Origin of the sequence: Flavobacterium swingsii (assembly GCF_900111965.1) — a bacterium.
Classification (GTDB): Bacteria; Bacteroidota; Bacteroidia; order Flavobacteriales; family Flavobacteriaceae; genus Flavobacterium; species Flavobacterium swingsii.
In genome coordinates, this window is the sequence record NZ_FOJT01000002.1 from 21,520 (window position 1) to 44,487 (window position 22,968).

General features: G+C 32.0%; 21 protein-coding genes. 13 read left to right on the forward strand and 8 right to left on the reverse strand.

Annotated features, from left to right (window positions below; all coding sequences use genetic code 11):
* A complete protein-coding gene (locus BM053_RS02810) occupies positions 1 to 549 on the forward strand; it encodes a PepSY-associated TM helix domain-containing protein (protein WP_091473809.1) in 549 nt (182 codons plus the stop codon).
* An 80-nt stretch (positions 550 to 629) separates the two neighbouring features.
* Here the strand turns inward: BM053_RS02810 and BM053_RS02815 are convergent, their stop codons facing one another.
* Entirely contained in the window at positions 630 to 2,090 is a 1,461-nt protein-coding gene (locus BM053_RS02815) for an aminoacyl-histidine dipeptidase (RefSeq protein ID WP_091473811.1), read from the reverse strand.
* Positions 2,091 to 2,188: 98 nt separating this feature from the next.
* Between BM053_RS02815 and BM053_RS02820 the strand changes: the two genes are divergently transcribed.
* On the forward strand, positions 2,189 to 3,241 hold the full coding sequence (locus BM053_RS02820; protein ID WP_091473813.1) for a DUF3810 domain-containing protein: 1,053 nt from the start codon (positions 2,189 to 2,191) through the stop codon (positions 3,239 to 3,241).
* A 79-nt stretch (positions 3,242 to 3,320) separates the two neighbouring features.
* On the opposite strand, the gene BM053_RS02825 is transcribed toward BM053_RS02820, so the two are convergent.
* Together BM053_RS02825 and BM053_RS02830 are read right to left on the reverse strand one after the other, a co-directional pair.
* On the reverse strand, positions 3,321 to 3,671 hold the full coding sequence (locus tag BM053_RS02825; protein WP_143076456.1) for a cupin domain-containing protein: 351 nt from the start codon (positions 3,669 to 3,671) through the stop codon (positions 3,321 to 3,323).
* Positions 3,672 to 3,936: 265 nt separating this feature from the next.
* Positions 3,937 to 5,241 carry an NAD(P)/FAD-dependent oxidoreductase gene (locus BM053_RS02830; RefSeq protein WP_091473817.1) on the reverse strand — a complete coding sequence of 435 codons (1,305 nt, stop codon included), beginning with the start codon at positions 5,239 to 5,241 and terminating at the stop codon, positions 3,937 to 3,939.
* Positions 5,242 to 5,489: 248 nt separating this feature from the next.
* Between BM053_RS02830 and BM053_RS02835 the strand changes: the two genes are divergently transcribed.
* Both BM053_RS02835 and BM053_RS02840 read left to right on the forward strand, forming a co-directional pair.
* Positions 5,490 to 5,984 (forward strand): RNA polymerase sigma factor, encoded by a 495-nt coding sequence (locus tag BM053_RS02835; protein WP_091473819.1) that lies wholly within the window; start codon positions 5,490 to 5,492, stop codon positions 5,982 to 5,984.
* A gap of 13 nt (positions 5,985 to 5,997) precedes the next feature.
* Complete coding sequence (locus BM053_RS02840; protein ID WP_091473821.1) at positions 5,998 to 6,648, forward strand: hypothetical protein; 651 nt, start codon at positions 5,998 to 6,000, stop codon at positions 6,646 to 6,648.
* Between the two features lie 24 nt (positions 6,649 to 6,672).
* Here the strand turns inward: BM053_RS02840 and BM053_RS02845 are convergent, their stop codons facing one another.
* The gene (locus BM053_RS02845) at positions 6,673 to 7,488 is read right to left on the reverse strand and encodes a lysophospholipid acyltransferase family protein (protein WP_091473823.1); all 816 of its coding nucleotides are present in this window, start codon (positions 7,486 to 7,488) and stop codon (positions 6,673 to 6,675) included.
* A 45-nt stretch (positions 7,489 to 7,533) separates the two neighbouring features.
* The gene (locus BM053_RS02850) at positions 7,534 to 8,172 is read right to left on the reverse strand and encodes an NUDIX hydrolase (RefSeq protein ID WP_091473826.1); all 639 of its coding nucleotides are present in this window, start codon (positions 8,170 to 8,172) and stop codon (positions 7,534 to 7,536) included.
* A gap of 104 nt (positions 8,173 to 8,276) precedes the next feature.
* Here BM053_RS02850 and BM053_RS02855 point away from each other — a divergent pair, with 104 nt between their 5' ends.
* Complete coding sequence (locus BM053_RS02855) at positions 8,277 to 8,708, forward strand: DUF4268 domain-containing protein (protein WP_091473828.1); 432 nt, start codon at positions 8,277 to 8,279, stop codon at positions 8,706 to 8,708.
* A 316-nt stretch (positions 8,709 to 9,024) separates the two neighbouring features.
* Here BM053_RS02855 and BM053_RS02860 read toward each other — a convergent pair whose 3' ends face one another.
* Entirely contained in the window at positions 9,025 to 9,732 is a 708-nt protein-coding gene (locus BM053_RS02860; RefSeq protein WP_091473830.1) for a DUF4197 domain-containing protein, read from the reverse strand.
* Positions 9,733 to 9,744: 12 nt separating this feature from the next.
* Entirely contained in the window at positions 9,745 to 10,467 is a 723-nt protein-coding gene (locus BM053_RS02865) for a DUF4197 domain-containing protein (RefSeq protein ID WP_091473833.1), read from the reverse strand.
* Positions 10,468 to 10,770: 303 nt separating this feature from the next.
* On the opposite strand from BM053_RS02865, the gene BM053_RS02870 reads away from it, so the two are divergent.
* The 4 genes from BM053_RS02870 to BM053_RS02885 all read left to right on the forward strand — a co-directional run bounded on the left by BM053_RS02870 (position 10,771) and on the right by BM053_RS02885 (position 16,916).
* On the forward strand, positions 10,771 to 14,217 hold the full coding sequence (locus BM053_RS02870) for a methylmalonyl-CoA mutase family protein (RefSeq protein ID WP_091473835.1): 3,447 nt from the start codon (positions 10,771 to 10,773) through the stop codon (positions 14,215 to 14,217).
* A 141-nt stretch (positions 14,218 to 14,358) separates the two neighbouring features.
* Entirely contained in the window at positions 14,359 to 14,883 is a 525-nt protein-coding gene (locus BM053_RS02875; protein WP_091473838.1) for a hypothetical protein, read from the forward strand.
* 95 nt (positions 14,884 to 14,978) lie between these two features.
* On the forward strand, positions 14,979 to 15,959 hold the full coding sequence (locus BM053_RS02880; protein WP_091474719.1) for a hypothetical protein: 981 nt from the start codon (positions 14,979 to 14,981) through the stop codon (positions 15,957 to 15,959).
* A gap of 156 nt (positions 15,960 to 16,115) precedes the next feature.
* Entirely contained in the window at positions 16,116 to 16,916 is an 801-nt protein-coding gene (locus tag BM053_RS02885) for a hypothetical protein (protein WP_143076457.1), read from the forward strand.
* Positions 16,917 to 16,965: 49 nt separating this feature from the next.
* On the opposite strand, the gene BM053_RS02890 is transcribed toward BM053_RS02885, so the two are convergent.
* A complete protein-coding gene (locus tag BM053_RS02890; protein WP_091473843.1) occupies positions 16,966 to 17,919 on the reverse strand; it encodes a TerC family protein in 954 nt (317 codons plus the stop codon).
* A 162-nt stretch (positions 17,920 to 18,081) separates the two neighbouring features.
* On the opposite strand from BM053_RS02890, the gene BM053_RS02895 reads away from it, so the two are divergent.
* From BM053_RS02895 to BM053_RS02910, 4 genes are all read left to right on the forward strand, one after another.
* Positions 18,082 to 20,271 carry a glutamine synthetase III family protein gene (locus BM053_RS02895; protein ID WP_091473845.1) on the forward strand — a complete coding sequence of 730 codons (2,190 nt, stop codon included), beginning with the start codon at positions 18,082 to 18,084 and terminating at the stop codon, positions 20,269 to 20,271.
* A gap of 142 nt (positions 20,272 to 20,413) precedes the next feature.
* A complete protein-coding gene (locus tag BM053_RS02900; protein ID WP_091474721.1) occupies positions 20,414 to 21,268 on the forward strand; it encodes an OmpA family protein in 855 nt (284 codons plus the stop codon).
* A 3-nt stretch (positions 21,269 to 21,271) separates the two neighbouring features.
* On the forward strand, positions 21,272 to 22,114 hold the full coding sequence (locus tag BM053_RS02905) for an OmpA family protein (RefSeq protein WP_091473847.1): 843 nt from the start codon (positions 21,272 to 21,274) through the stop codon (positions 22,112 to 22,114).
* Between the two features lie 4 nt (positions 22,115 to 22,118).
* Positions 22,119 to 22,952 (forward strand): OmpA family protein, encoded by an 834-nt coding sequence (locus tag BM053_RS02910; RefSeq protein ID WP_091473850.1) that lies wholly within the window; start codon positions 22,119 to 22,121, stop codon positions 22,950 to 22,952.
* Positions 22,953 to 22,968 lie beyond the last annotated feature (16 nt).

A 22,968-nucleotide genomic window follows, 5' to 3' on the forward strand; every position in this document is an offset into this window, starting at 1 on the left:
ATGAAACTTATTAAAGCAAGAAACTTACATCGAGATTTAGGTTATTTTTATATCGGATTAATTATTTCTTTTGCCTTTTCAGGAGTATTAATGAACCACAGAGAACATTGGCACCCAGAAAAATATACAACCGAAACTAAAGCTATTGAAGTAAAATTGCCTTTAGAAAGTGAAATTAACGAAAAGTATGCCGAAAACTTAGGCAAAACATTAGGTATCGATGATAAAATGCGTCGTCATAATGTGAAAAAAGGAACTTTTAAAATCTCTTTTGAAAAGCATGATGTCGAAATTGATATGAAAACCGGAAAAGGCGAAATAGTATCATTTTTCAAAACACCATTTATTAGCCAAACGATGAAGTTGCATAAAACCGATTCTAATTGGTGGATTTATTACTCGGATATTTTCGGAATTTCGTTAATAATTATAGCTATTACAGGAGCAATTATGATACCAGCAGGGAAATTTACTTTCAAGCGACGTGGTTGGAAACTGGCTTTGGCAGGACTAATATTCCCAATATTAATATTGATTTTTTTGAGTTAAATTTATATTATTAGGTTAAAAAAAAACGCATCATAATTTTTTATGATGCGTTTTTTTCTATTAATGTTTTTTTAAAACTATTATTTCACAGGAATATTTTCCAAAATTTCTAATACGAATTTATAGAATTTCTGAGAAGATTTTATCGAAGCTCTTTCGTCTGGAGAATGCGCTCCGTGTATTGTTGGTCCAAAAGAAATCATATCCATATCTGGATAATTTGTTCCAAGGATTCCACATTCTAATCCGGCGTGACAAGCTACTACTTTTGGTTTTTCGTTATTTTGTTTTTCATAAATACCAACCAAAACGTCTAATATTTCCGATTTTACATTTGGTGTCCAACCTGGATAAGAACCCGCAAGATTTACTTCGCAACCAAATAATTCGTAAGCAGAACGCAAAGCATTTGCTAAATCAAACTTAGACGTTTCAACTGATGAACGAGTCAGATTTTGAATGGAAATCTCACCATCTTTTACAATGACACGAGCAATATTGTTTGAAGTTTCTACTAAATCTTCCATATCAGCACTCATTCTGTAAACGCCATTATGAGCAGCATAAATAGAACGAATTAGTCCTTCTTGCACACCTAAATCCATTACTTTACTAGGTAAATCGCTTTTTACAATTTCGATAGTAAGGTTTGGTTCCGTTGTTTTGAATTCGGTTTTAATATCACCAATAATCTCTTGCATATCAAACGCAAAAGCTTCGTCATACATTCCTGCAACGATTACTTTTGCAACACTTTCGCGAGGAATTGCATTACGCAAACTTCCACCGTTTATTTCGGCAATTTGTAATCCAAAATTTTCAAATCCGTCAAATAACAAACGGTTCATGATTTTGTTTGCATTACCCAAACCTTTGTGAATATCCATTCCTGAATGTCCGCCATTCAAACCTTTTACAGTAATTAGATAACCTACAGAATCTTCAGGAGTTTCTTCTTCGTTATAAGAACGAGTTGCAGTTACATCGATTCCGCCTGCGCAACCAATATCTATTTCGTCATCTTCTTCGGTATCCATATTCAAAAGAATGTCGCCACGAAGAACACCACCTTTTAGGTTTAAAGCACCTGTCATTCCAGTTTCTTCATCAATAGTAAACAATGCTTCAATCGCTGGATGTTTGATAGTTTTACTTTCTAAAATCGCCATAATCATAGCTACTCCAAGACCATTATCGGCACCAAGAGTTGTACCACGAGCACGAACCCAATCGCCATCTACATACATATCGATTCCTTGTTTGTCGAAATCGAAAATAGTATCGCCGTTTTTTTGGTGTACCATATCTAAATGTCCTTGCAAAACCAACGCTTTACGGTTTTCCATTCCTGCAGTTGCTGGTTTGCGGATAATTACGTTACGAATATCGTCTTCAAAAGTTTCTAATCCTAAACTGTTTCCGAAGTTTTTCATGAATTCGATTACTCTGTCTTCTTTTTTAGAAGGACGAGGGACTGCATTTAAATCGGCAAATTTGTTCCAAAGTTCCTTTGGTTCAAGGTTTCTTATTTCTTGGCTCATTTTTCTTGGTTTCTAAATTGAAAGCGTCAAAGTTACAAAGTTTAAATTCTTTTTCTGCTAATTGAGAATGATTATATTTACGTTTTTAAAACATTTTTGTGAACAGAAAATACTTACTTCCGCTACTATTATTAATTCAAATTATTGGATTGAAATTGCTTACTTTTTTTCCTGAATTTGTCGAAAAAAATTACAGCAACGGGATTTATCCAATTATTTCGAAATTTTCTAGGACTTGTTTGGGTTGGTTTCCGTTTTCGTTTGGCGATATTTTGTACGGGATTTTAATTCTTTGGACGATTTATTGGTTTTACAAAAACAGAAAAGAGCATTGGGAAAATAAAACTTTATCAGTTTTAGGGTTTGTTTCTGTTGCTTATTTTGTTTTTAATGCTTTGTGGGCTTTCAATTATTATCGAGTACCACTTTTTGAAAAAATGAATATAAAAAGAGAATATTCAGATGAACAATTACTCGATTTCACTAAAAAATTAATTGTAAAAACCAACGAAATTCAATTTCAGATTACTCATGATACTGCGAAAAAAGTAACAACTGTTTATACTCAAAATCAGATTTTTGATAAATCGATTATTGCTTACGAGAAGTTGTCTAAAGAATATTCATTTTTTACTTATGGTGTTCCGAGTCAGAAAAAATCGTTGTTTAGTTATCCGTTAACTTATATGGGTTTTGGAGGTTATTTGAATCCGTTTACCAATGAAGCGCAAGTAAACGACATGATTCCGATGTATAATTTCCCGAGTACGGCTTGTCACGAAATGGCACACCAAATGGGTTATGCCAGCGAAAGTGAGTGTAATTTTATTAGTTTTTTGTCTTCTACAAAAGAAGAGGATTTATATTTTAAATATTCAGGTTACAGTTATGCGCTACGTTATTGTTTGTTTAATTGGGAAGTTAGAAATCCTGAAATATTTGAAAAATTACTAAAAACCATCAACCCTGGAGTGCTGAAAAACTATCAAGAAAGTCAAGATTTTTGGGAAAGCCACCAAACATTTATAGATACTGGATTTCAGATTTTTTATGATAATTTTTTAAAATTAAATCAGCAAAAAGACGGATTAGAAAGTTACAGCAAGTTTGTCGATTTGATGGTGAATTATTATGATAAAAGAGCTTTGTAAATAATTGAAAACCCTAGAAACAATTGATTGTTTTAGGGTTTTAATTTTTAATTGACGTTTTCAAAATTACTTTTACCATTTACTTAATTTCAGTTACAATTGCGGTAAAAGGTTTTTTGCCAACATTCGTTGTTTTATGCATTACAGCTTCTGACCAACCCACTTGACCTGCTTTCATTTCAACAATAACTGGTTCTTTATCTTTTACTTCGGTTTTCATTTTCACGTCTGTTAATGCATAAACAGAATATTGTGGATGAGAATGCCAATCAGCTACAGCTCCTGGTGCAAAAGTCACTTCTGCTACGTTAACTTTTTCATTGTCAGTCAAAATTTTCTTGGTGACACCTGGCCATGGTTCCATTTTTGCTTGTGCATTAGCAGTCTGCACATTAAAAACTGTCATAAACGCAAACAATGACAGTATCATTAGAATTGAATTTTTCATTTTGCTTAAATTTAAATTTTGCCTACTCTATTTGGTTTTCGGCATCTCCTTTCTTTTGTGAAAATCAATTTTTAAGTTTATTGAAATTTCTGTCGCCAAATTATATAACACTCTGCGTACAGTTTCTTTGGAAAAGTTAAAGGAAATATTATTTAAATATGTATTTATTAAGCAACCTTAAAGGTACTAAAAAAATTAAACAAGTTAATTATTTTATGAATTAAAATATTGATAATCAGAAAAGTAACTAAATTTCGTCACTTGTAAAAGTCGTAAAACTTTTCTTTTTATACGGACGAATAATCAATCTTCCTTCACGATCAAAACGTATGTAATTGTAAACCCAATTTAGGAAGACAACGGCTCTGTTTTTGAAACCTATTAGAGAAAATAAATGTACAAACATCCAAACGAACCAAGCAAAAACACCATTAAAATGGTATTTAGGCAAATCGACCACCGCTTTATTACGTCCAATGGTTGCCATGCTGCCTTTGTCGTTATATTCGAAAGGTTTTAAAGGTTGGTTTTGAATGAGTTTTATTAAATTTTCACCCAATAAATCACCTTGTTGTAAGGCTGGCTGTGCCATCATGGGGTGACCTTGCGGATATTTATCGGTTTCCATAGAAGCAATATCGCCAATGGCAAATATATTGTCGTAACCAGCAACCTGATTGTATTGGTTAACACGTATGCGTTCTACTTTTTCTATTAATGATTTAGCATCAAGACCAGCAATTGCTGCACCTTGCACGCCAGCTGTCCAAATTACTGTAGCAGTTTCGAAAGTAAGAGTAGAATTGGTCGAAATCGTTCGTCCGTCATAATTAGTTACTCGAACATTTTTCCAGATTTTAACACCCAAACTTAATAGAAATTCTTCTGCAGCTTTTGATGATTTTTCGCTCATCGTGTTTAGGATTCTGTCGCCACTTTGTACGAGATTTATTTCCATTTTAGAAACATCTAAATCTGGATAATCTTTTTGAAGAATGGCTTTTTTCATTTCTGCCAATGCGCCTGCAAGTTCCACTCCTGTTGGTCCTGCTCCAACCAATACAAAATTGATTAAGCTATTTTTATCGGCCACATCTTTGGTGAGAACGGCTTGTTCGAAATTTTCGAGAATTAAACTTCGAATATTGAGCGATTGCGGAATGGTTTTCATCGCCATCGAATTGCGTTCGATTTCCTTGTTGCCAAAATAATTGGTTTTACTTCCTGTAGCAATCACGAGATAATCGTAATGTAAATCGCCTATTTCGGAAATTATTTTTTGGTTTTTGGTGTCAATTTCTTTGACAGAAGTTAATCGGAAATAAAAATCCTTATACTCCTGAATGACTTTGCGAATAGGATAGGCGATAGAGCCTGCTTCGAGTCCGCCAGTGGCAACTTGGTATAATAAGGGCTGAAAAGTATGGTAATTGTGTTTGTCTAATAAGACTACTTGTACGTTTTTGTTTCTTAGTTTTTTTGCGATGGCAATACCTGCAAAACCGCCACCTATAATGACTATGCGAGGTAAGTTTGATTGTGGAATATTCATTATTTTTTGAGGCGCTAAGATTCTGAGATGCTAAGATACAAAGGTTTTTTAGAATTTGGATGCTAATTTTTAGCCCCGATTGAAGCTTGTATCCTTTTGGCTCGTTTTTTTGAGCCAAAAGATACTGCGGAAAGCGGGATAATAGTTGAAAAGAATTGGAATGTTTTGCTCCTCCTTCGACTACGCTCAGGATGACATTTTTTTAGTTTACTTTGTAACAAACTTACTATTAATACTACTAACCTAATATGAGTAATGCATTAGAGCAGTCGTTTGTTGGACAACTAAAGGAAAATCAGAATATAATTCACAAAATTTGTCGGTTATATACTCAAGATGACGATGCGCATAATGATTTGTTTCAGGAAATCACGATTCAGTTATGGAAAGCTTTTCCTAAGTTTCGTGGCGATTCTAAATTTTCTACTTGGGCTTATCGTGTGGCGCTAAATACTGCTATTACTTTATACAGAAAAAGTACCAAAACAGTAAATACTATCGAATTTGAAACTGGCAAGCATTTTGTACTTCAAGAGGAGTATAATTATGAGGAAGAAGAACATTTGAAACTGTTGTATAAAGCGGTTCAACAATTGAATGATATCGAGAAAGCTTTGGTTTTTATGTATCTTGAAGATAAGGATTATACCGAAATATCGGAAACATTAGGAATTAGCGAAGTGAATGCTAGGGTAAAAATGAACCGAATTAAGAGCAAATTGAAGAAAATTATTAATCCGTAAGGTAAAGGAATATATGAAAGAGTTGGATTTATTAAAAAAAGATTGGAATAAAAACGATAATTATCCGAAGTTTTCGGAGCAGGAAATTTATGCGATGTTGCATAAAAATTCTTCTTCGACTGTAAAATGGATTTTTATAATTAGCATTTTAGAACTCAGTTTTGGGTTGGTTTTAGGAATTATTTTGTCATTTACAAAATTTGATATCGAAAACACGGAATTCTTAAAAACTATAGGTGTTTATAATTATTACGAAGCTTTTGTAGGTGTGTTATATGTTGTTGTTGTTTATTTTATTATCAGATTTTATTTGATGTACAAAAAAGTTTCGACTACTGATAACACAAAACAATTGATGACAAATATTTTGAAAGCACGAAAAACAGTTCAGAATTATATATTATTTAATTTGATTGCTTTTGCTGTTGGGTTTGTGCCGTTTTTCTCTTACGTTTTGAAAATTAGTGCAGATAAAGCATCATTAGAAACCACAGGAAAATTAGTTGAAATTTCTACAAAAGGTTATATTCTAACTTTTTTACTAATCCTTGTAATTACAGGAATTTTTACAGCAATAATTTGGTTTGTTTATAAACTCTTGTACGGATTTTTATTAAAAAAACTAAAAAGAAATTTTGAAGAATTAAAGAAAATAGATCTTTAAGTTTTTGGGCTATTGCTTAAAGCTTTAATACTGCCACTGGCGCAATCTGTCTAATTCTTTTTGTTCTTCGATTTCTTCGACAGGAATTACTTTTAGAAAAGAAGCATGTTGCTCGATAGCATATTCTACTTTTTCGACAATTTCTTCAATCGTATCATTATCATAATCAATAGCTAAAGGTTCTTTAATGGTAAACGTTTGTAGGATTCCTTTCTTTTTCATTCGGAGTCCTTTTTTGTCAAACGAACGACGAAAACCGTCAATAACAATGGGCACAACAATTGGTCTGTGTTGTTTTATAATATGAGCTGTTCCTTTACGAACAGGTTTAAACGATTTTGTGGTTCCTTGCGGAAAAGTAATCACCCAACCATCGGCCAAAGCGATTTTTATATTTTCGGTATCATTAGGATTTACATCTTTTTTTTCTTTTTCATTTACATCTTTACCGCCTGCGCGCCAAGTTCTTTCTACAGAAATTGCTCCTGCGTAAGATAAAATTCTAGGTAATAAACCCGATTGCATGGTTTCTTTTGCCGCGACATAATAAATGTTTAATTTGGGTTGCCAGATATAACCAAGGTTTTTGATATTATCCTGACGACCGCTTAAACTAGCGTTAAAAACATGAAACATAGCCACAACGTCGGCAAAATACGTCTGATGGTTCGATATAAACAAAACATTTGTATCTGGTAAAGCTTTAATGATTTCCGAACCATCTATTTGCAATTCGTTAAAACCTCTGTAACGTCTGTGAGTAATGGCTGCAAAAATTCGGATTAACCATTTTTTCAGAAAAAGTATATGTCCAAAAGGATTTCTCTTAAATAATCCCATAATTTTATAAAAAAAGTGAACTACAAATTTACGAAAACTATTAAGTTATAAGACTTTTTTTAGAATTTCTTTCAACTCGCTCATCATCATGGCAGTAGCTCCCCAAACCAAATGTTCATTTATCTGAAAAGCAGGAACTTGTATGTTTGAGGCGTAGGAAGTCGACATGTTTACAGTAATAACTATCTTTTCATCAAGGAATTGATATAGTGGTAATTCGATAACTTCATCAACTTCATCAGGGCTTAAGGTAAACGAAAGTTCTTCTTCAGCAAAACCTAAAAATGGAGAAACAAGAAAATTACTCGGCGGAATATAAACTTCGGTAAATGCTCTAATAAGAGTCACTTTTTTTGCAGCAACACCAATTTCTTCATGTGTTTCTCGTAAAGCAGTTTCGGAAAGTGATAAATCAAAATCTTCAACTTTTCCTCCAGGAAATGCAATTTGCGAGGCATGAATTCCGGGATAAGAATTTCTAACTATTAATGCCAAATGGGTGATGTTGTTTTTTGGATACAAAAGCATCAAAACTGCTGCTTTCTTGGGAATTATCTGCGAAAAATCTTGGTTATTTAATAACTCGATTCTTTCTGGCGGAATCATTTTTGCATGCGCAATAGTCGCTGGTAGCGATTCTTTTGCTATTTTTGGCACATATTTTAAAAAATCTGAAAAATCCATTTCGCAATTTTTAAAAAGAAATTAATTTACTAGTTTAGAAAAAAACACAAACATAAAGATAGCTTAAATATTTCAAGTTCCAAATTCTTATATTATAATAAATCATGTACACCAAAGAAGAAAGCCAAAGATTGAAACGAGAATTCTGGATTTCATTTGCCGAGAAATACCCAAGAAAATGGATTTTGTACGACACAAAAATTAAAGATTTTTCTTTTAAGTTTTTTGTCGATAATAAAAAAGCGCAAGTTCTTATTGATATAGAAATGCGTGATGCCGAGAAAAGAAAATCTTATTTTGAAAAATTAGAATCTCTAAAAAATATTCTTGAAGAAGAATACATCAAAGATTTAGTTTTTGAAAACAAATACACACTCGAAAGCGAAAAAACCATCAGCCGTATTTGGGTTGAAAAGCTCGAAGTTAGCGTAAGTAATAGACAATATTGGGACGAAATTTTCGATTTTTTTAACGAAAAAATGGACAAGTTAGAACGTTTTTTTCTCGAATATGAAGATTTTATTAAGGATATTTAAAGAAAAACTTTTCACAGAGATACGCAAAGAAAACACGGAGATTCTCCAAGAAAAATTTAAAAAACTTAGTGTGTCTCTGTGTTTTCTTTGCGTATCTCTGTGAAATAATAATAAAAAAAATACTTAGCAAAGCCGACGATATAACTATTTAAAACAAAAAAGTCAGCACCTAAATGCTGACTTTCTTATAAACTAACCAAACCAAACAAAATTCTATGAATTCTTATACAAAGAACGGAATTCTTTTTATAATTTAACGTTAAAACTATGTTATTTTATCATTAAATGTTAAAAAATAGGATTTTATTTAATAAAATTATTTCTTATCTTGCATTGCAAAAACATTCTTCAATAAATTAGAAGTTCTAGCATTTATATTGGTTCTAATTTCTTTTTCTTCGACAGCAATCATTTTAAAAACCCCATTCATGGCTTGGTTTGTAACATAATCGGTCAAGTCGGGATTTACTTTTTTAACCAACGGAATGCTATTGTATTTTGTGATAATTTGTGTCCATATTTTATCAGCGCCAACTTTTGCAAACGAATTCTTAATCACAGGATTAAATTTTCCATACAAAGCAGTCGATGTAGAGCCTTGCAAATAAGTTGTAGCAGCAGTCTCGTTACCCATCAAAATATTTTTTGCATCAGTAAAACTCATTCCAATTACTGCATCGACAAAAATTGGAGTCGCTTCTTTTACAGCATCTTCGGCTGTACGATTTATTGCTCTCAAACCATCATCAGCCAGTTTGCTCATACCAATTTTTCTCAAACCAGCATCTACTTTTTTCAATTCCTCAGGCAATAAGATTTTTACCGCTTCATTCTTAAAAAAACCATCGGTAGTAGTCAGTTTTGTTACTTGTTTTGAGATTCCGTTGTTTAGTGCTTCTTTCAAACCACCAGCAATGTCTACATTTCCTTGTTCTAAAATTCCAGGTAATTGATTAGCTACTTGTTGTAATTCGGCACAACCAAAAAATGGAAGAATGGCCAATAATAATATCGATTTTTTCATAATTAGAATATATTATTTTTTGTCTTGCATGGCAAAAACTTGTTGTAGTAAATTAGAAGTTCTTGAGCCTAAATTGGTTCTTATGTTTTTTTCTTCTACTGTAATCATCTTAAAAACACCGTCTAAAGCTTTGTTTGTTACATAATCAGTAATGTCCGGATTTACTTTTTTAACTAAAGGGATGGCATTGTATTTTGTAATGATATTCGACCAAATCACATCAGCTCCTACTTTCCCAATAGATTGCTTTACAACAGGACTAAACTTTGTATACAAATCTTTGGTAGTAGCGTTTTGCAGGTAAGCAGTAGCGGCATTTTCTTTGCCCATTAAGATGTTTTTAGCATCACTAAAATTTATATTTTTTACTGCCGAAACAAAAATAGGAGTAGATTCTTTCACAGCATCTTCGGCGGCGCGATTCAAAGCTTTAATTCCATCATCAGCCAGTTTACTCATGCCTAATTTTCTTAAAGTTTTATCTACTTTTTGCAATTCAGCGGGCATAATTATTTTTACCGCTTCATTTTTATAAAAACCATCTAGAGCGGTTAATTTAGAGACTTGATCCGTAACTCCTTTATTCAGAGCTTCCTTCAAACCGGCAGCAATATCTATCCCAGAATTGGTTTTAGTAATACTAGATAATTTGTCTTGTCCTTTTTTTAAAAGATCTTTCAGTTGCGCATTACCAATCATTGGAATGAAAACAGCTAGTAAAAATATTTTTTTCATAAGTAAATGTGTTTACCAAATTTACAAACAAAAATAGAGCCAATATTTTATTTAGAAGCACAAACTTTACGATTTCTTTCAACACATATCCTGCTATACGTTTCAATCTTTTGCTTTCTAAAGAAAAAAGCAAAAGGATTTCCACTGCAAACGCAGTTCACTGAACTTCGATGAAAATAAAAGTATAGTGAAGTAATCAGGGCTAAATAGTAACTTTATTTTATCCTTCAAAACTTTTTGGCTTTGTATCATTTCGAACAAAAAAATTGTAAATTTGCTACTCAAAAATATCAAATCCTCAAAATGGAACCACAAATACCTTATATCCCAATAAATAAAGTACGAATAGTAACTGCAGCAGCACTTTTCGACGGTCACGATGCAGCGATAAATATCATGCGAAGAATAATTCAAGCTACAGGAGTAGAAGTAATTCATCTTGGCCATGACCGTAGCGTTGAAGAAGTAGTAAATACAGCCATTCAAGAAGATGCAAATGCAATTGCTATTACCTCATATCAAGGTGGTCATAATGAGTATTTTAAGTTTATGTACGATTTGCTTAAAGAAAAAGGAGCAGGGCATATCAAAATATTTGGTGGTGGTGGTGGTGTAATTTTGCCAAGCGAAATTGCCGATTTACAAGACTACGGAATCACTCGTATTTATGCGCCAGATGATGGTCGCGCCATGGGATTGCAAGGCATGATAAACGATTTAGTGCAACGTTCAGATTTTCCTGTTGGAGACAAACTAAACGGAGAATTATCTCACATTGAAGAGAAAAATCCAACGGCAATTGCCCGTTTAATCTCTGCTGCCGAAAATTTCCCAGAAATAGCAAAACCTTATTTTGATAAAATTCACAAGCAAAACGAAACCTCAAAAATTCCAGTTTTAGGAATTACAGGAACTGGAGGTTCAGGAAAATCATCGTTAGTAGATGAATTAGTTCGTCGTTTCTTAATCGATTTTCCAGAAAAAACTATTGGATTAATTTCCGTCGATCCATCAAAAAGGAAAACAGGAGGAGCTTTGTTAGGAGATAGAATTCGTATGAACGCCATTAATAATCCTAGAGTTTATATGCGTTCGTTGGCAACACGTCAATCAAACTTAGCGTTGTCTAAATATGTTGCCGAAGCCATTCAAGTATTAAAAGCAGCAAAATATGATATTATAATCTTAGAGACTTCGGGAATTGGACAATCTGATACCGAAATCATGGACCATTCTGATGTTTCTCTTTATGTAATGACACCAGAATTTGGAGCTGCAACTCAGTTGGAAAAAATTGATATGTTAGATTTTGCCGATTTGGTAGCTTTAAATAAATTCGACAAACGTGGCGCACTCGATGCTATTCGTGATGTAAAAAAACAATACCAACGCAATCATAATTTGTGGGATGCAAGTCCAGATGATATGCCAGTTTTCGGGACGATAGCTTCGCAGTTTAACGATCCAGGAATGAATACGTTGTATAAATCGATAATGGATAAAATTGTCGAAAAAACAGATTCAGATTTAAAATCGACTTTCAAAATAACTCGTGAAATGAGCGAGAAAATTTTTGTAATTCCACCACACAGAACACGTTATTTGTCTGAAATTGCAGAGAATAATCGCAAATACGATGTAACTGCAAAAACACAACAAGAAGTAGCTCAAAAACTATACGGAATTTATAAAACTATCGAATCTGTTTCTGGAAAAACACCAATTATTGCAAAATCTGGTATCGACGATAGTTCAGTTTTGCCTTCTGCAATCGAAAGTGAAAAGAATGCTGAAAACAGAATATTCCTTAATTTACTTCTCAATCAATTTGATAAAGTAAAAATGGACTTAGATGCTTACAACTGGGAAGTAATTCTCACTTGGGAAGAGAAAGTAAATAAATACAAAAATCCTTTTTATACGTTCAAAGTTCGTGATAAGGAAATAAAAATTGCGACACATACCGAAAGTTTATCACATTCTCAAATTCCAAAAATATCATTACCAAAGTATCAAGCTTGGGGAGATATCTTGAAATGGAACTTGCAAGAAAATGTACCAGGAGAATTTCCTTTTGCATCTGGATTGTATCCTTTCAAACGTGAAGGAGAAGATCCAAGTCGAATGTTTGCCGGTGAAGGTGGACCAGAAAGAACCAACAAACGTTTTCATTATGTTTCTGCAGGATTGCCAGCAAAAAGACTTTCTACCGCTTTTGATAGTGTAACTTTATACGGAAACGATCCACATGTTCGTCCAGATATTTACGGAAAAATCGGAAACGCAGGAGTTTCTATTTGTTGTTTAGATGATGCTAAAAAGCTGTATTCAGGTTTCGATTTGGTTCATGCTATGACATCAGTTTCTATGACTATCAATGGGCCAGCACCAATGTTGCTTGGTTTCTTTATGAATGCTGCTATCGACCAACAATGCGAATTTTACATCAAAGAAAATAATCTTGAAGTTGAAGTTCAAGAAAAAATAAACGAAATCTACAAGAAAAAAGGAATTACGAGACCAAGTTACCAAGGAGAAATTCCTGCTGGAAATAATGGTTTGGGATTAATGCTTTTGGGTGTTACTGGAGATCAAGTTTTGCCTTCAGACGTTTATAATGATATCAAAATAAGAACATTATCTCAAGTTCGTGGAACCGTTCAAGCCGATATTCTTAAAGAAGATCAAGCACAAAATACCTGTATTTTCTCGACCGAATTTGCTTTGCGTTTAATGGGTGACGTGCAAGAATATTTCATCAAAGAAAATGTAAGAAACTTTTATTCGGTTTCTATTTCGGGTTATCATATTGCCGAAGCAGGTTCTAATCCAATCACGCAATTGGCATTCACGCTTTCTAATGGTTTCACTTACGTGGAATATTATTTGAGTCGTGGAATGAATATTAATGATTTTGGACCAAATCTTTCGTTCTTTTTCTCAAACGGAATCGATCCAGAATATGCAGTAATTGGTCGTGTAGCTCGTAAAATTTGGGCGAAAGCCATGAAAAACAAATATGGAGCTAATGAAAGAGCCCAAATGTTGAAATATCATATTCAAACATCTGGACGCTCGTTACACGCACAAGAAATAGATTTCAACGATATTCGTACGACTTTACAAGCTTTATATGCAATTTATGACAACTGTAATTCGTTGCATACCAATGCTTATGATGAAGCGATTACAACTCCAACGGAAGAATCTGTGCGTCGTGCGATGGCAATTCAGTTGATTATTAATAAAGAATTAGGATTGGCGAAAAATGAAAACCCAATTCAAGGTTCGTTTATCATCGAAGAATTGACCGATTTAGTAGAAGACGCAGTTTTAGCTGAATTTGATAGAATTACGGAACGTGGTGGCGTTCTTGGTGCCATGGAAACTATGTACCAACGTAGTAAAATTCAAGAAGAAAGTTTGTATTACGAAACCTTGAAACACACTGGTGAATTCCCAATTATTGGTGTAAATACTTTTTTGAGTTCTAAAGGCTCTCCAACTGTAATTCCTGCCGAAGTAATTCGTGCCACCGAAGAAGAAAAACAATATCAAATAGATATGTTGACTAATTTGCATAAAGGAAGTGCTGATAAAGTGGAAGAGCACTTAAATACATTGCAAGAGGCAGCCATCAAAAACGAAAACCTTTTCGCACATTTAATGGAAGCCACAAAAGTTTGTTCGTTAGGACAAATTACTAGCGCCTTGTTTGAAGTTGGTGGGCAATATAGAAGGAATATGTAACGTTTCTATTATAAGAAATGAAGAAATTTATATTTAAAACCTTTCATTTTGAAAGGTTTTTTCTTTTTTTGATAGAAAAAAGAAACTTTGGCACAGTTAATGAATAGCCTTTAATAACATTAATCATTAAACCAGAAAATTATGAAGAAAATTATATTATTACTAGCTTTTATCAGTATGATAACGCTACAAAGTTGTACGGTTCACGAAGAAGTGGTAACTCCAGTACAAACAACAGATAACGATACGATTAGTGAAGTTCTTGAATATACAGTTTCTTTCAATTCAGGAAATAATTACAAAAGATTAATCACTTTCAATCGACCTATTTATACATCGGATATGGTTTTAGTATATCGTTTGGATAATAATCTCGTAAACAACGGTACTGATGTTTGGAGACAAATGCCACAAACTTATTATTTAGGAACAACGGGCGAGTTAGATTATAACTTCGATTTTACAAATTACGATGTTAATATTTTTCTTGGTGCCAACTTCGATTTGAATACATTGTCATCAGATTGGACACAAAATCAAACCTTTAGAATCGTAATTGTACCAGCTTATTTTGGTAATAAAATGGCAATCGATTATTCAAATTATGATGCAGTTGTAAAAGCATACAATCTTGATGATTCGAAAATAATAAAAAATAGAAATTAGTTTAGTTAAAGTTAGGTGAAGAAGAGATTGTGTAATGCAATCTCTTTTTTTATGGCATCTATTTCATGAAATTGTACATTTGTAAAAAAGAATTTATGAATTTTCGATTTCTATTGTTTTGTATTCTAATTTCTATCGAAGGAATATCTCAAACTTTAGGTTGTACTGATGTTTTGGCGAAAAATTATAATTCTAAGGCTACTATTAATGATGGAAATTGTGTTTATAAAAAAGAGACAATTAACCTTACTCGTTTTTTTGTATTAAATGAAAAATTAAAAGAAACTTCGGGACTTATACATTGGAATAATAGACTTTGGACGCACAATGATGATACGGATACAAATTTGTATGCGTTAGATACTATAGATGGAAAAATTCTAGAAACTTATAATTTGCCAAATGTTACAAACACCGATTGGGAAGAAATATCACAGGATGAAAATTATTTATACATAGGCGATTTCGGAAATAATGCTTCGGGTAATCGAACGGATTTACATATTTTACGAATCGAAAAAAGTTCGTTATTAGCCAGAAATCCAATAATAGATAAAATTGAATTTAAATATTCAAATCAAACTAATTTTACCAAACAATTTGCTAACAAAACTAATTTCGACTGTGAAGCTTTCGTAGTTACAAAGGATAGTATTTATCTTTTTACCAAAGAATGGAAAACCAAGCAAACAACAATTTATTCATTGCCAAAAACGCCAGGAAAGTATATTGCGAAGCAAAAAGAAGTTTATAATATTAAAGGTTTGATAACAGGCGCAACTTATTTAAAAGCAAAAAATATTTTAGCTCTTTGCGGATATACTAGAAACGGAAAGCCGTTTGTCAATTTGTTTTATGATTTTAAAGAAAATAATTTTTTTGCAGGCAATAAAAGAAAAATAAAACTAAAAACTCGTTTTTTGCAAATAGAAGGAATCTCTACAAATGATGGATTACATTATTATATAACAAACGAACATTTAAAGTTTGTGTTGGCTAATAATCCGCAAGAAATGCATGTTTTCGATTTTAGTAAATATCTAAACCCATTTATTGATTCAAATACGATTAAATAATGTTTAATATAATATGTTAATTATGAATATGTTGAAGATTATTTATAATTAATTTAACAGCACTTTGTCAAAATTCATAGTAAATTTATGTTTAAGATTTTTTCAAAAATACTTTTAACCCAACAATTGATTTTCATTAATCAAAAAAAAAGTGTTATGAAAAAAAATGTTTTGCCTATAGATTTAAGAAATTTCTTAATGTTACTATTAATTGGTAGTTTTTTCTTCTTGGTTAGTTCTTGTTCCGATAACGATACTGCTTCGGAAGTAATTGCTCCGACAAACGTATACAAATGCACTACTTGCAAAACCAGTTCCGAAGCTTTAGCTGTAAACGATAACTCAAGCAAAGGGATTTATATTGGCTTTACAGAAAGTGGAATTTTATCGATAGATATTGATAATAAAAATATTGGGGAAATGAAAGCTTCCTTACTGAAAAATAATATAACTAGAACATTGACATTTTTAGAAAGTTATTCAGATTCCGAAAGATATTATGCAATTTTTGCCGATAATAATGGTACGCCAATTTCATTAGCATTTGATGTGATGCTGAATGGAAATGATCCTCAAATAACTTTGAGAAATGATCTTGTTTTCAAAACAGCAAATGATGTAAATACTATTTATAAAGAAAGATCTAATGAAATGATAGAAGTTTTTGAAGGATATTTAATAGGAGTAAGTCATGCTACACAGTTAAATGAAAAACTAGCCGATGAATTGATTGTTATATCTCGATCTAAAGCTTATTGGTCAGAAATGAGAAGTTATTCTTATGTTGGATTTCAGGAAACAATAAATGCATTGTCTAAAAATAGCGGAAAAATTATAGGAAATAACCTTATTGACAATGATAATAATCAAAACGGAACTTTAAATTCGGATTTAATAAGTGGTAAGGTTTATAGTGAGTCTAACGATTTGTCGATTGAATTAAAAAGAGTTATATAGAAAACAAGAAAACCAAAAGGTTAAAAACTCTATAATTTATAGAGTTTTTTTATTCTTCTAAATCAGTTTCACTACCAATTTTCAAAGAAACTAAAATCCCAACCAATAACGAAACTGCTATAAATCCTAGCGATGCCCATTCCGGAATTTCAATATAATCATGCAATAACATTTTTAGACCTACAAAACTCAAAATAGCAATCAAACTGTATTCTAAATAACTGAATTTTTCTAGCATATTAGCCAAGAAGAAATACATAGAACGCAAACCAAGAATAGCAAAAATATTAGAGCTAAAAACTAAAAAAGGATCCGATGTTATTGCTAAAATTGCAGGAACGCTATCTACAGCGAATAAAACATCCATCACTTCAATTACTATTAAAGCTACAAAAAGAGGTGTTGCCGCTTTTCCCTTATTGGTAGGAATAAAAAATTTCTCTTTATCGGTTTCAGAAGTAATAGGCATGATTTTGCCTAAAGTTTTATATATAAAAGAATCTTTTGGTTCGAAATCTTCCTCGTCTTTACTAAATAGCATTTTTAGAGCTGTAAATAATAAAAATGCACCAAAAAGATAAGTCGTCCAACTAAATTTATTAATTAAAATAACACCAAAAGAAATCATCAAGCCTCTAAAAAATATAGCACCAAGAATTCCCCAAAATAAAACTCGATGTTGGTATTTCTGTGGAATTTTAAAAGAAGCGAAAATAATAGCGATTACAAATATATTATCGACACTTAATGATAATTCGATTAAATATCCAGTAATAAATTTCAGCGCAGCACCAGTTTGAGTGAGATTATTCGGATTATTAACAAAATCAGTTCCGTATAACCAATATATAACTCCCGAAAAGGCAAAAGATAATGAAACCCAAATGGCAGTCCATTTACTAGCTTCCTTAGTACTTATTATATGTGGTGTTTTATTGAAAACTCCCAAATCGAGTGCCAAAATCACCAAAACCATTGTGAAAAACAAAATCCAAACTATCATACCGCAATCTTTTTTACAAATATAAGAATTCGTAATTTATAATTCGTAATTCGTAATTTTAAAATTTTACCCTAAAAAAATAGGGGTTAAAATTTTATTTTAATAAAAATTCATATATTTGCATCAAAATTAATGGGGTATAACTTTTAAAAATCAATTTTTATGTCAACAATTCGTTTTCAAGCATTAAAAGAAGCATCAGGTAGAAAACCTGTAAAATTTGAAGAAGCCGACAGAAAGTCTAATATTTTCGGTGCAAATGTGTTTAATGACAAAGCAATGAAGCAATTTCTTACTTCAGATGCACATAAAGGAGTGAAAGATGCCGTACAGCACGGAACAAAAATTGACAGAAAGTTAGCCGATTATATTGCGATGGGAATGAAAGAATGGGCGCTATCTAAAGGTGTAACCCATTATACACACTGGTTTCAACCACTTACAGGAACCACTGCCGAAAAACACGATGCGTTTTTTGAAACTTCTTATGATGGAAGCGATGCAGTCGAAAAATTTGGTGGTGCACAACTTGTTCAACAAGAACCAGATGCTTCAAGTTTCCCGAACGGGGGAATTAGAAATACATTTGAAGCTCGTGGTTATACGGCTTGGGATCCAACATCTCCAGCATTTATTTTTGGTACAACATTATGTATTCCAACAGTTTTTATATCCTACACAGGAGAAGCTTTAGATTATAAAACACCATTATTACGTGCTTTGCATTCGATAGATCAAGCAGCGACTGATGTTTGTAAATATTTTGATAAAAATGTAAAAAAAGTAACCGCCACTTTAGGTTGGGAACAAGAATACTTTTTGATAGATACTGCTTTAGCAAATTCTCGTCCTGATATTTTAATGACAGGAAGAACTTTGCTAGGACATACATCTGCAAAAGGACAACAATTAGACGACCATTATTTTGGTTCAATTCCTACAAGAGCGTTAAATTATATGCGTGAGTTGGAACAAGAATGTATGTATCTTGGAATTCCAGTAAAAACACGTCATAACGAAGTGGCGCCAAATCAGTTTGAGTTAGCGCCTATTTTTGAAGAAACAAATTTAGCAGTAGATCATAATTCATTATTAATGGATGTGATGCAAAAAGTAGGAGAGCGTCATGATTTTAAAGTGTTGTTTCACGAAAAACCTTTCAAAGGAGTAAATGGTTCTGGAAAACATAACAACTGGTCATTAGCGACCGATACTGGAATTAATTTATTAAGTCCGAGCAAAACGCCAATGAGTAATTTGCAATTCTTATCATTTTTTATCAATACTATAAAAGCGGTAAATGATTATGAAGAATTACTTCGTGCTGCAATTGCAACGGCAACTAACGACCACAGATTAGGGGCAAATGAAGCGCCACCAGCAATTATTTCGGTATTTATTGGAGAACAACTAACAAAAGTTTTGGCGGAATTAGAAGGTGTAACAACTGGTAAATTATCTCCAGAAGAAAAAACAGATTTAAAACTAAACGTAGTAGGGAAAATTCCAGACGTACTTTTAGATAATACCGACAGAAACAGAACGTCGCCATTTGCATTTACAGGAAATAAATTTGAGTTTAGAGCCGTTGGTTCTTCTGCGAATTGTGCCAATGCGATGACTACATTAAATACGATTGTTGCCAAACAATTGAAAGATTTTAAAAAAGAAGTCGATGCTTTAATAGAAAGTAAAGACATGAAAAAAGACGATGCTATTTTCAATGTTTTGAGAGAGTATATCAAAAAATCTAAGAAAATTCTTTTCGAAGGCGATGGTTATAGCGATGCTTGGGAAATAGAAGCTAAAAAACGTGGATTGAGTAATTTCAAAACCACACCATTAGCATTGAAAGCTAAAGTTTCGAAACAAGCCTTAGATTTATTTTCAGAAATGAATGTCATGAACCATGTTGAGGTTGAAGCGCGTTACGAAATCGAATTGGAAGAATATACTAAGAAAATCCAAATTGAAGGCCGCGTTTTAGGTGATATTGCTCGTAATCACGTGATTCCAACAGCGATTAAATACCAAAACACATTAATAGAAAATGTAAAAGGATTGAAAGATATTTTTGGAGAGGAATTCAAAAAAATTGGTAAAGAGCAAATCGTTTTAATCAAAGAAATTTCCGAGCATATTGAAGGAATTAATACTAAAGTAGAAGCAATGACAGAAGCTCGTAAAAAAGCAAATGTTATTACCGATGCTCAGAAAATGGCTGAATCATATTGTGATGCTGTAAAACCATATTTTGATGACATTCGCGAACACTGCGACAAACTAGAATTGTTGGTAGATAACGAAAGTTGGACATTAACTAAATATAGAGAGTTGTTGTTTACGAAATAAATTTAAAATACTTTATATTTGAAGCCGTTTGAGAAATCAAATGGCTTTTTTATTGGTATTGTTTTTGATTAATCAAACAATATTTTCCAGTAAATTCGGTTTATTATTATAAATGAAGAAACTTTTTATCTACATAGTATTTTTGACAAATATTTATCTAGCAAATGCGCAAGAGCAATTCTCTGTGTATTTTGATAGTAATAAATACGAATTGTCAGCACCTGAAAATAAAGAACTTCAAACTTGGATAAGTCAAAACCCAACAAGTAAAATCCTAGCTATAAATGGTTATACTGACGAAGATGGAACCAACCAATACAACGATTCATTAGCATTAAAAAGAGTCGAAAAAGTATATCAAAACATAAAAGATAAAGTAAAAATTCGAGAAGATTTCAAAACCCGAAGCTTTGGTGAAAACTTCCAACAATCAAAAAACAAGAAGGAAAATAGAAAAGTTACGATTTACTATTTATTGCAAAAAGATATTATTCATGAAGATGAAATTTTAGGTTTAAAATCTAAAAAAATCACCAAAACCAAGAAACCAATTGTTTTTCCTGACAAGGTTGTGATAAATAATATTAATGGCACAAAAACCGAATACAAACTGGACGTCAAGTTTATGAACGAGCTTTGTTATGCTGAACCGGGAACAAAATTAAAATTAAACAACCTTAATTTTGTTCTGAATACTTTTGCAATAACTAACGATTCTCGAGGAAAACTATACGAATTGTTGCTCGTTATGCAAGAACGACTAGAAATGAAAATTAGTATTCAAGGACATTTGTGTTGCGTTTCTGTCGATAGGAAAGACTTGTCAACCCAAAGAGCCAAAGCCGTTAAACAATTTTTAGAACTTAACGGAATAGAAAAAACCAGAATGAGTTTCAAAGGTTTTGGAAGCTCGATTCCGTTGTTTCCTTTGCCAGAAAATACCGAAGAAGAACGCGCAGCCAATCGCCGAGTTGAAGTTGAAGTTATCGAAAATTAAAGTATGAAAAACATTTTTCTACTTCTTTTATTATTTGTAAAAAGTGTTTCTGCGCAAGAAAAGTTAGAAGTTTATTTCGATTTTAATAAATCAGAAATAAATACCAAAGCAAAAATCAAACTAGATTCTTTAATTACTTCAAAAAATAAAATCGAAATTTTAAAAATTCACGGTTATGCTGATTCGGTTGATACTAATAAATACAACGATTCACTTTCGTCGAAACGAGCAAAAAATATCTTCAATTATTTTAAAGTAAAAAATATTGCAATTGACAATCAAATAGAAGTAAAAGGTTTTGGCGAAAATTACAGTCAATCTAAAAATTTAGACAAGAATAGAAAAGCAATCATTTTTTTTAAACCTGTTTTAGTTCAAAAACCAAATCCTAATAATTCAGAAAACGGAAGTTTCGATTCGCCAGAAAATCAAGAAATATTAAATCAGTTTTTAGATTCCGAAAAATCAATTTTCGAAAAGTTTAAAAACGCTAAAAAAGGCGATGTTATTATCATTAATAATATTTTATTTCAAATTAATTCCGAAAAATTAGCCGATGGTTCAGAGCAAGTTGTATTAGATCTTTTAGAATATTTAAAAAACAATCCGAAACTAAAAATCGATATTCACGGAAATATTTGTTGCAATCGTAACACAAATGATGTAAAATTGTCCTACAGAAGAGCTAAATTTGTATTCGATTATTTAATAAAAAATGGAATTTCAACTGCAAGATTAGGTTACAAAGGTTACGGAAGCGCTAACCCAATTTACAAAATTCCAGAAAAAAGTTACCAAGAAGAATTGGCCAATCGCCGAGTAGAAATTGAAGTTATCGAAAATTAATTATATGAAGACACGTTACATTTTACTTTTTTTATTCTTATCAATAGGAACTTATTCGCAAGAGAAGTTCGATATTTTTTTCGATTTTAATGTTGAGGTTCCAAACGAAAGTTCAGCCAAAAACTTTCAAAATTGGATTTCAGAAAACCCGAAAGCCGAAATAACTAAAATATATGGCTATTGCGACAGCGTAGATGACAAATCGTATAACAAAGAATTGTCGACCAAAAGAATAAATGCAGTGATAAAAATCCTGAAAGAAAGCAAACTTCAGTTAAGCGAAAACGTCGAACTAATGCCGTTTGGTAAAGATTTCAAGCTGTCTGATAATCAGAATGAAAACAGAAAAGTAACCTTTTTTTATGACAATCCAAAAGCGCAAAAAATTAGTGTGTTAACAAACGAGGAAATTCCGACGGATAATGATTTAAATGCTAAAATTACTAAAGAAGCGAATTCTTTAGTAAGTAAATTTAAAAACACCAAAAAAGGAGATATCATTACGATTGATAATATTTATTTTCACCTCGATTCTGATAAAATAATCGAAAAATCGAAACCAATTTTATTAGGACTTTATAATATTTTATTACAGAATCCGAATTTAAAAATCAAAATAAACGGACATATTTGTTGTAATACAGATATTAAAGACGTAAAATTATCTAGCAAAAGAGCACAATCTATTTATACTTATTTAGTAGAAAAAGAAATTTTATTTTTTCGAGTAACGCACGAAGGCTTCGGAAGTTCGAAACCTATTTATAAAATACCAGAAAAAAATGATTCGGAAAAATTGGCCAATCGCCGAGTAGAAATATTAATTGTAGAAAAGTAAAAATCCGCAATCTAAA

What these genes read in the sequence shown, in the direction of transcription:
- BM053_RS02810 (WP_091473809.1), top strand. Translation starts at nt 1, where the DNA reads ATGAAACTTATTAAAGCAAGAAACTTACATCGAGATTTAGGTTATTTT.
- BM053_RS02815 (WP_091473811.1), bottom strand. Translation starts at nt 2,090, where the DNA reads ATGAGCCAAGAAATAAGAAACCTTGAACCAAAGGAACTTTGGAACAAA.
- BM053_RS02825 (WP_143076456.1), bottom strand. Translation starts at nt 3,671, where the DNA reads ATGATACTGTCATTGTTTGCGTTTATGACAGTTTTTAATGTGCAGACT.
- BM053_RS02830 (WP_091473817.1), bottom strand. Translation starts at nt 5,241, where the DNA reads ATGAATATTCCACAATCAAACTTACCTCGCATAGTCATTATAGGTGGC.
- BM053_RS02835 (WP_091473819.1), top strand. Translation starts at nt 5,490, where the DNA reads ATGAGTAATGCATTAGAGCAGTCGTTTGTTGGACAACTAAAGGAAAAT.
- BM053_RS02840 (WP_091473821.1), top strand. Translation starts at nt 5,998, where the DNA reads ATGAAAGAGTTGGATTTATTAAAAAAAGATTGGAATAAAAACGATAAT.
- BM053_RS02845 (WP_091473823.1), bottom strand. Translation starts at nt 7,488, where the DNA reads ATGGGATTATTTAAGAGAAATCCTTTTGGACATATACTTTTTCTGAAA.
- BM053_RS02850 (WP_091473826.1), bottom strand. Translation starts at nt 8,172, where the DNA reads ATGGATTTTTCAGATTTTTTAAAATATGTGCCAAAAATAGCAAAAGAA.
- BM053_RS02855 (WP_091473828.1), top strand. Translation starts at nt 8,277, where the DNA reads ATGTACACCAAAGAAGAAAGCCAAAGATTGAAACGAGAATTCTGGATT.
- BM053_RS02860 (WP_091473830.1), bottom strand. Translation starts at nt 9,732, where the DNA reads ATGAAAAAATCGATATTATTATTGGCCATTCTTCCATTTTTTGGTTGT.
- BM053_RS02865 (WP_091473833.1), bottom strand. Translation starts at nt 10,467, where the DNA reads ATGAAAAAAATATTTTTACTAGCTGTTTTCATTCCAATGATTGGTAAT.
- BM053_RS02870 (WP_091473835.1), top strand. Translation starts at nt 10,771, where the DNA reads ATGGAACCACAAATACCTTATATCCCAATAAATAAAGTACGAATAGTA.
- BM053_RS02875 (WP_091473838.1), top strand. Translation starts at nt 14,359, where the DNA reads ATGAAGAAAATTATATTATTACTAGCTTTTATCAGTATGATAACGCTA.
- BM053_RS02880 (WP_091474719.1), top strand. Translation starts at nt 14,979, where the DNA reads ATGAATTTTCGATTTCTATTGTTTTGTATTCTAATTTCTATCGAAGGA.
- BM053_RS02885 (WP_143076457.1), top strand. Translation starts at nt 16,116, where the DNA reads ATGAAAAAAAATGTTTTGCCTATAGATTTAAGAAATTTCTTAATGTTA.
- BM053_RS02890 (WP_091473843.1), bottom strand. Translation starts at nt 17,919, where the DNA reads ATGATAGTTTGGATTTTGTTTTTCACAATGGTTTTGGTGATTTTGGCA.
- BM053_RS02895 (WP_091473845.1), top strand. Translation starts at nt 18,082, where the DNA reads ATGTCAACAATTCGTTTTCAAGCATTAAAAGAAGCATCAGGTAGAAAA.
- BM053_RS02905 (WP_091473847.1), top strand. Translation starts at nt 21,272, where the DNA reads ATGAAAAACATTTTTCTACTTCTTTTATTATTTGTAAAAAGTGTTTCT.
- BM053_RS02910 (WP_091473850.1), top strand. Translation starts at nt 22,119, where the DNA reads ATGAAGACACGTTACATTTTACTTTTTTTATTCTTATCAATAGGAACT.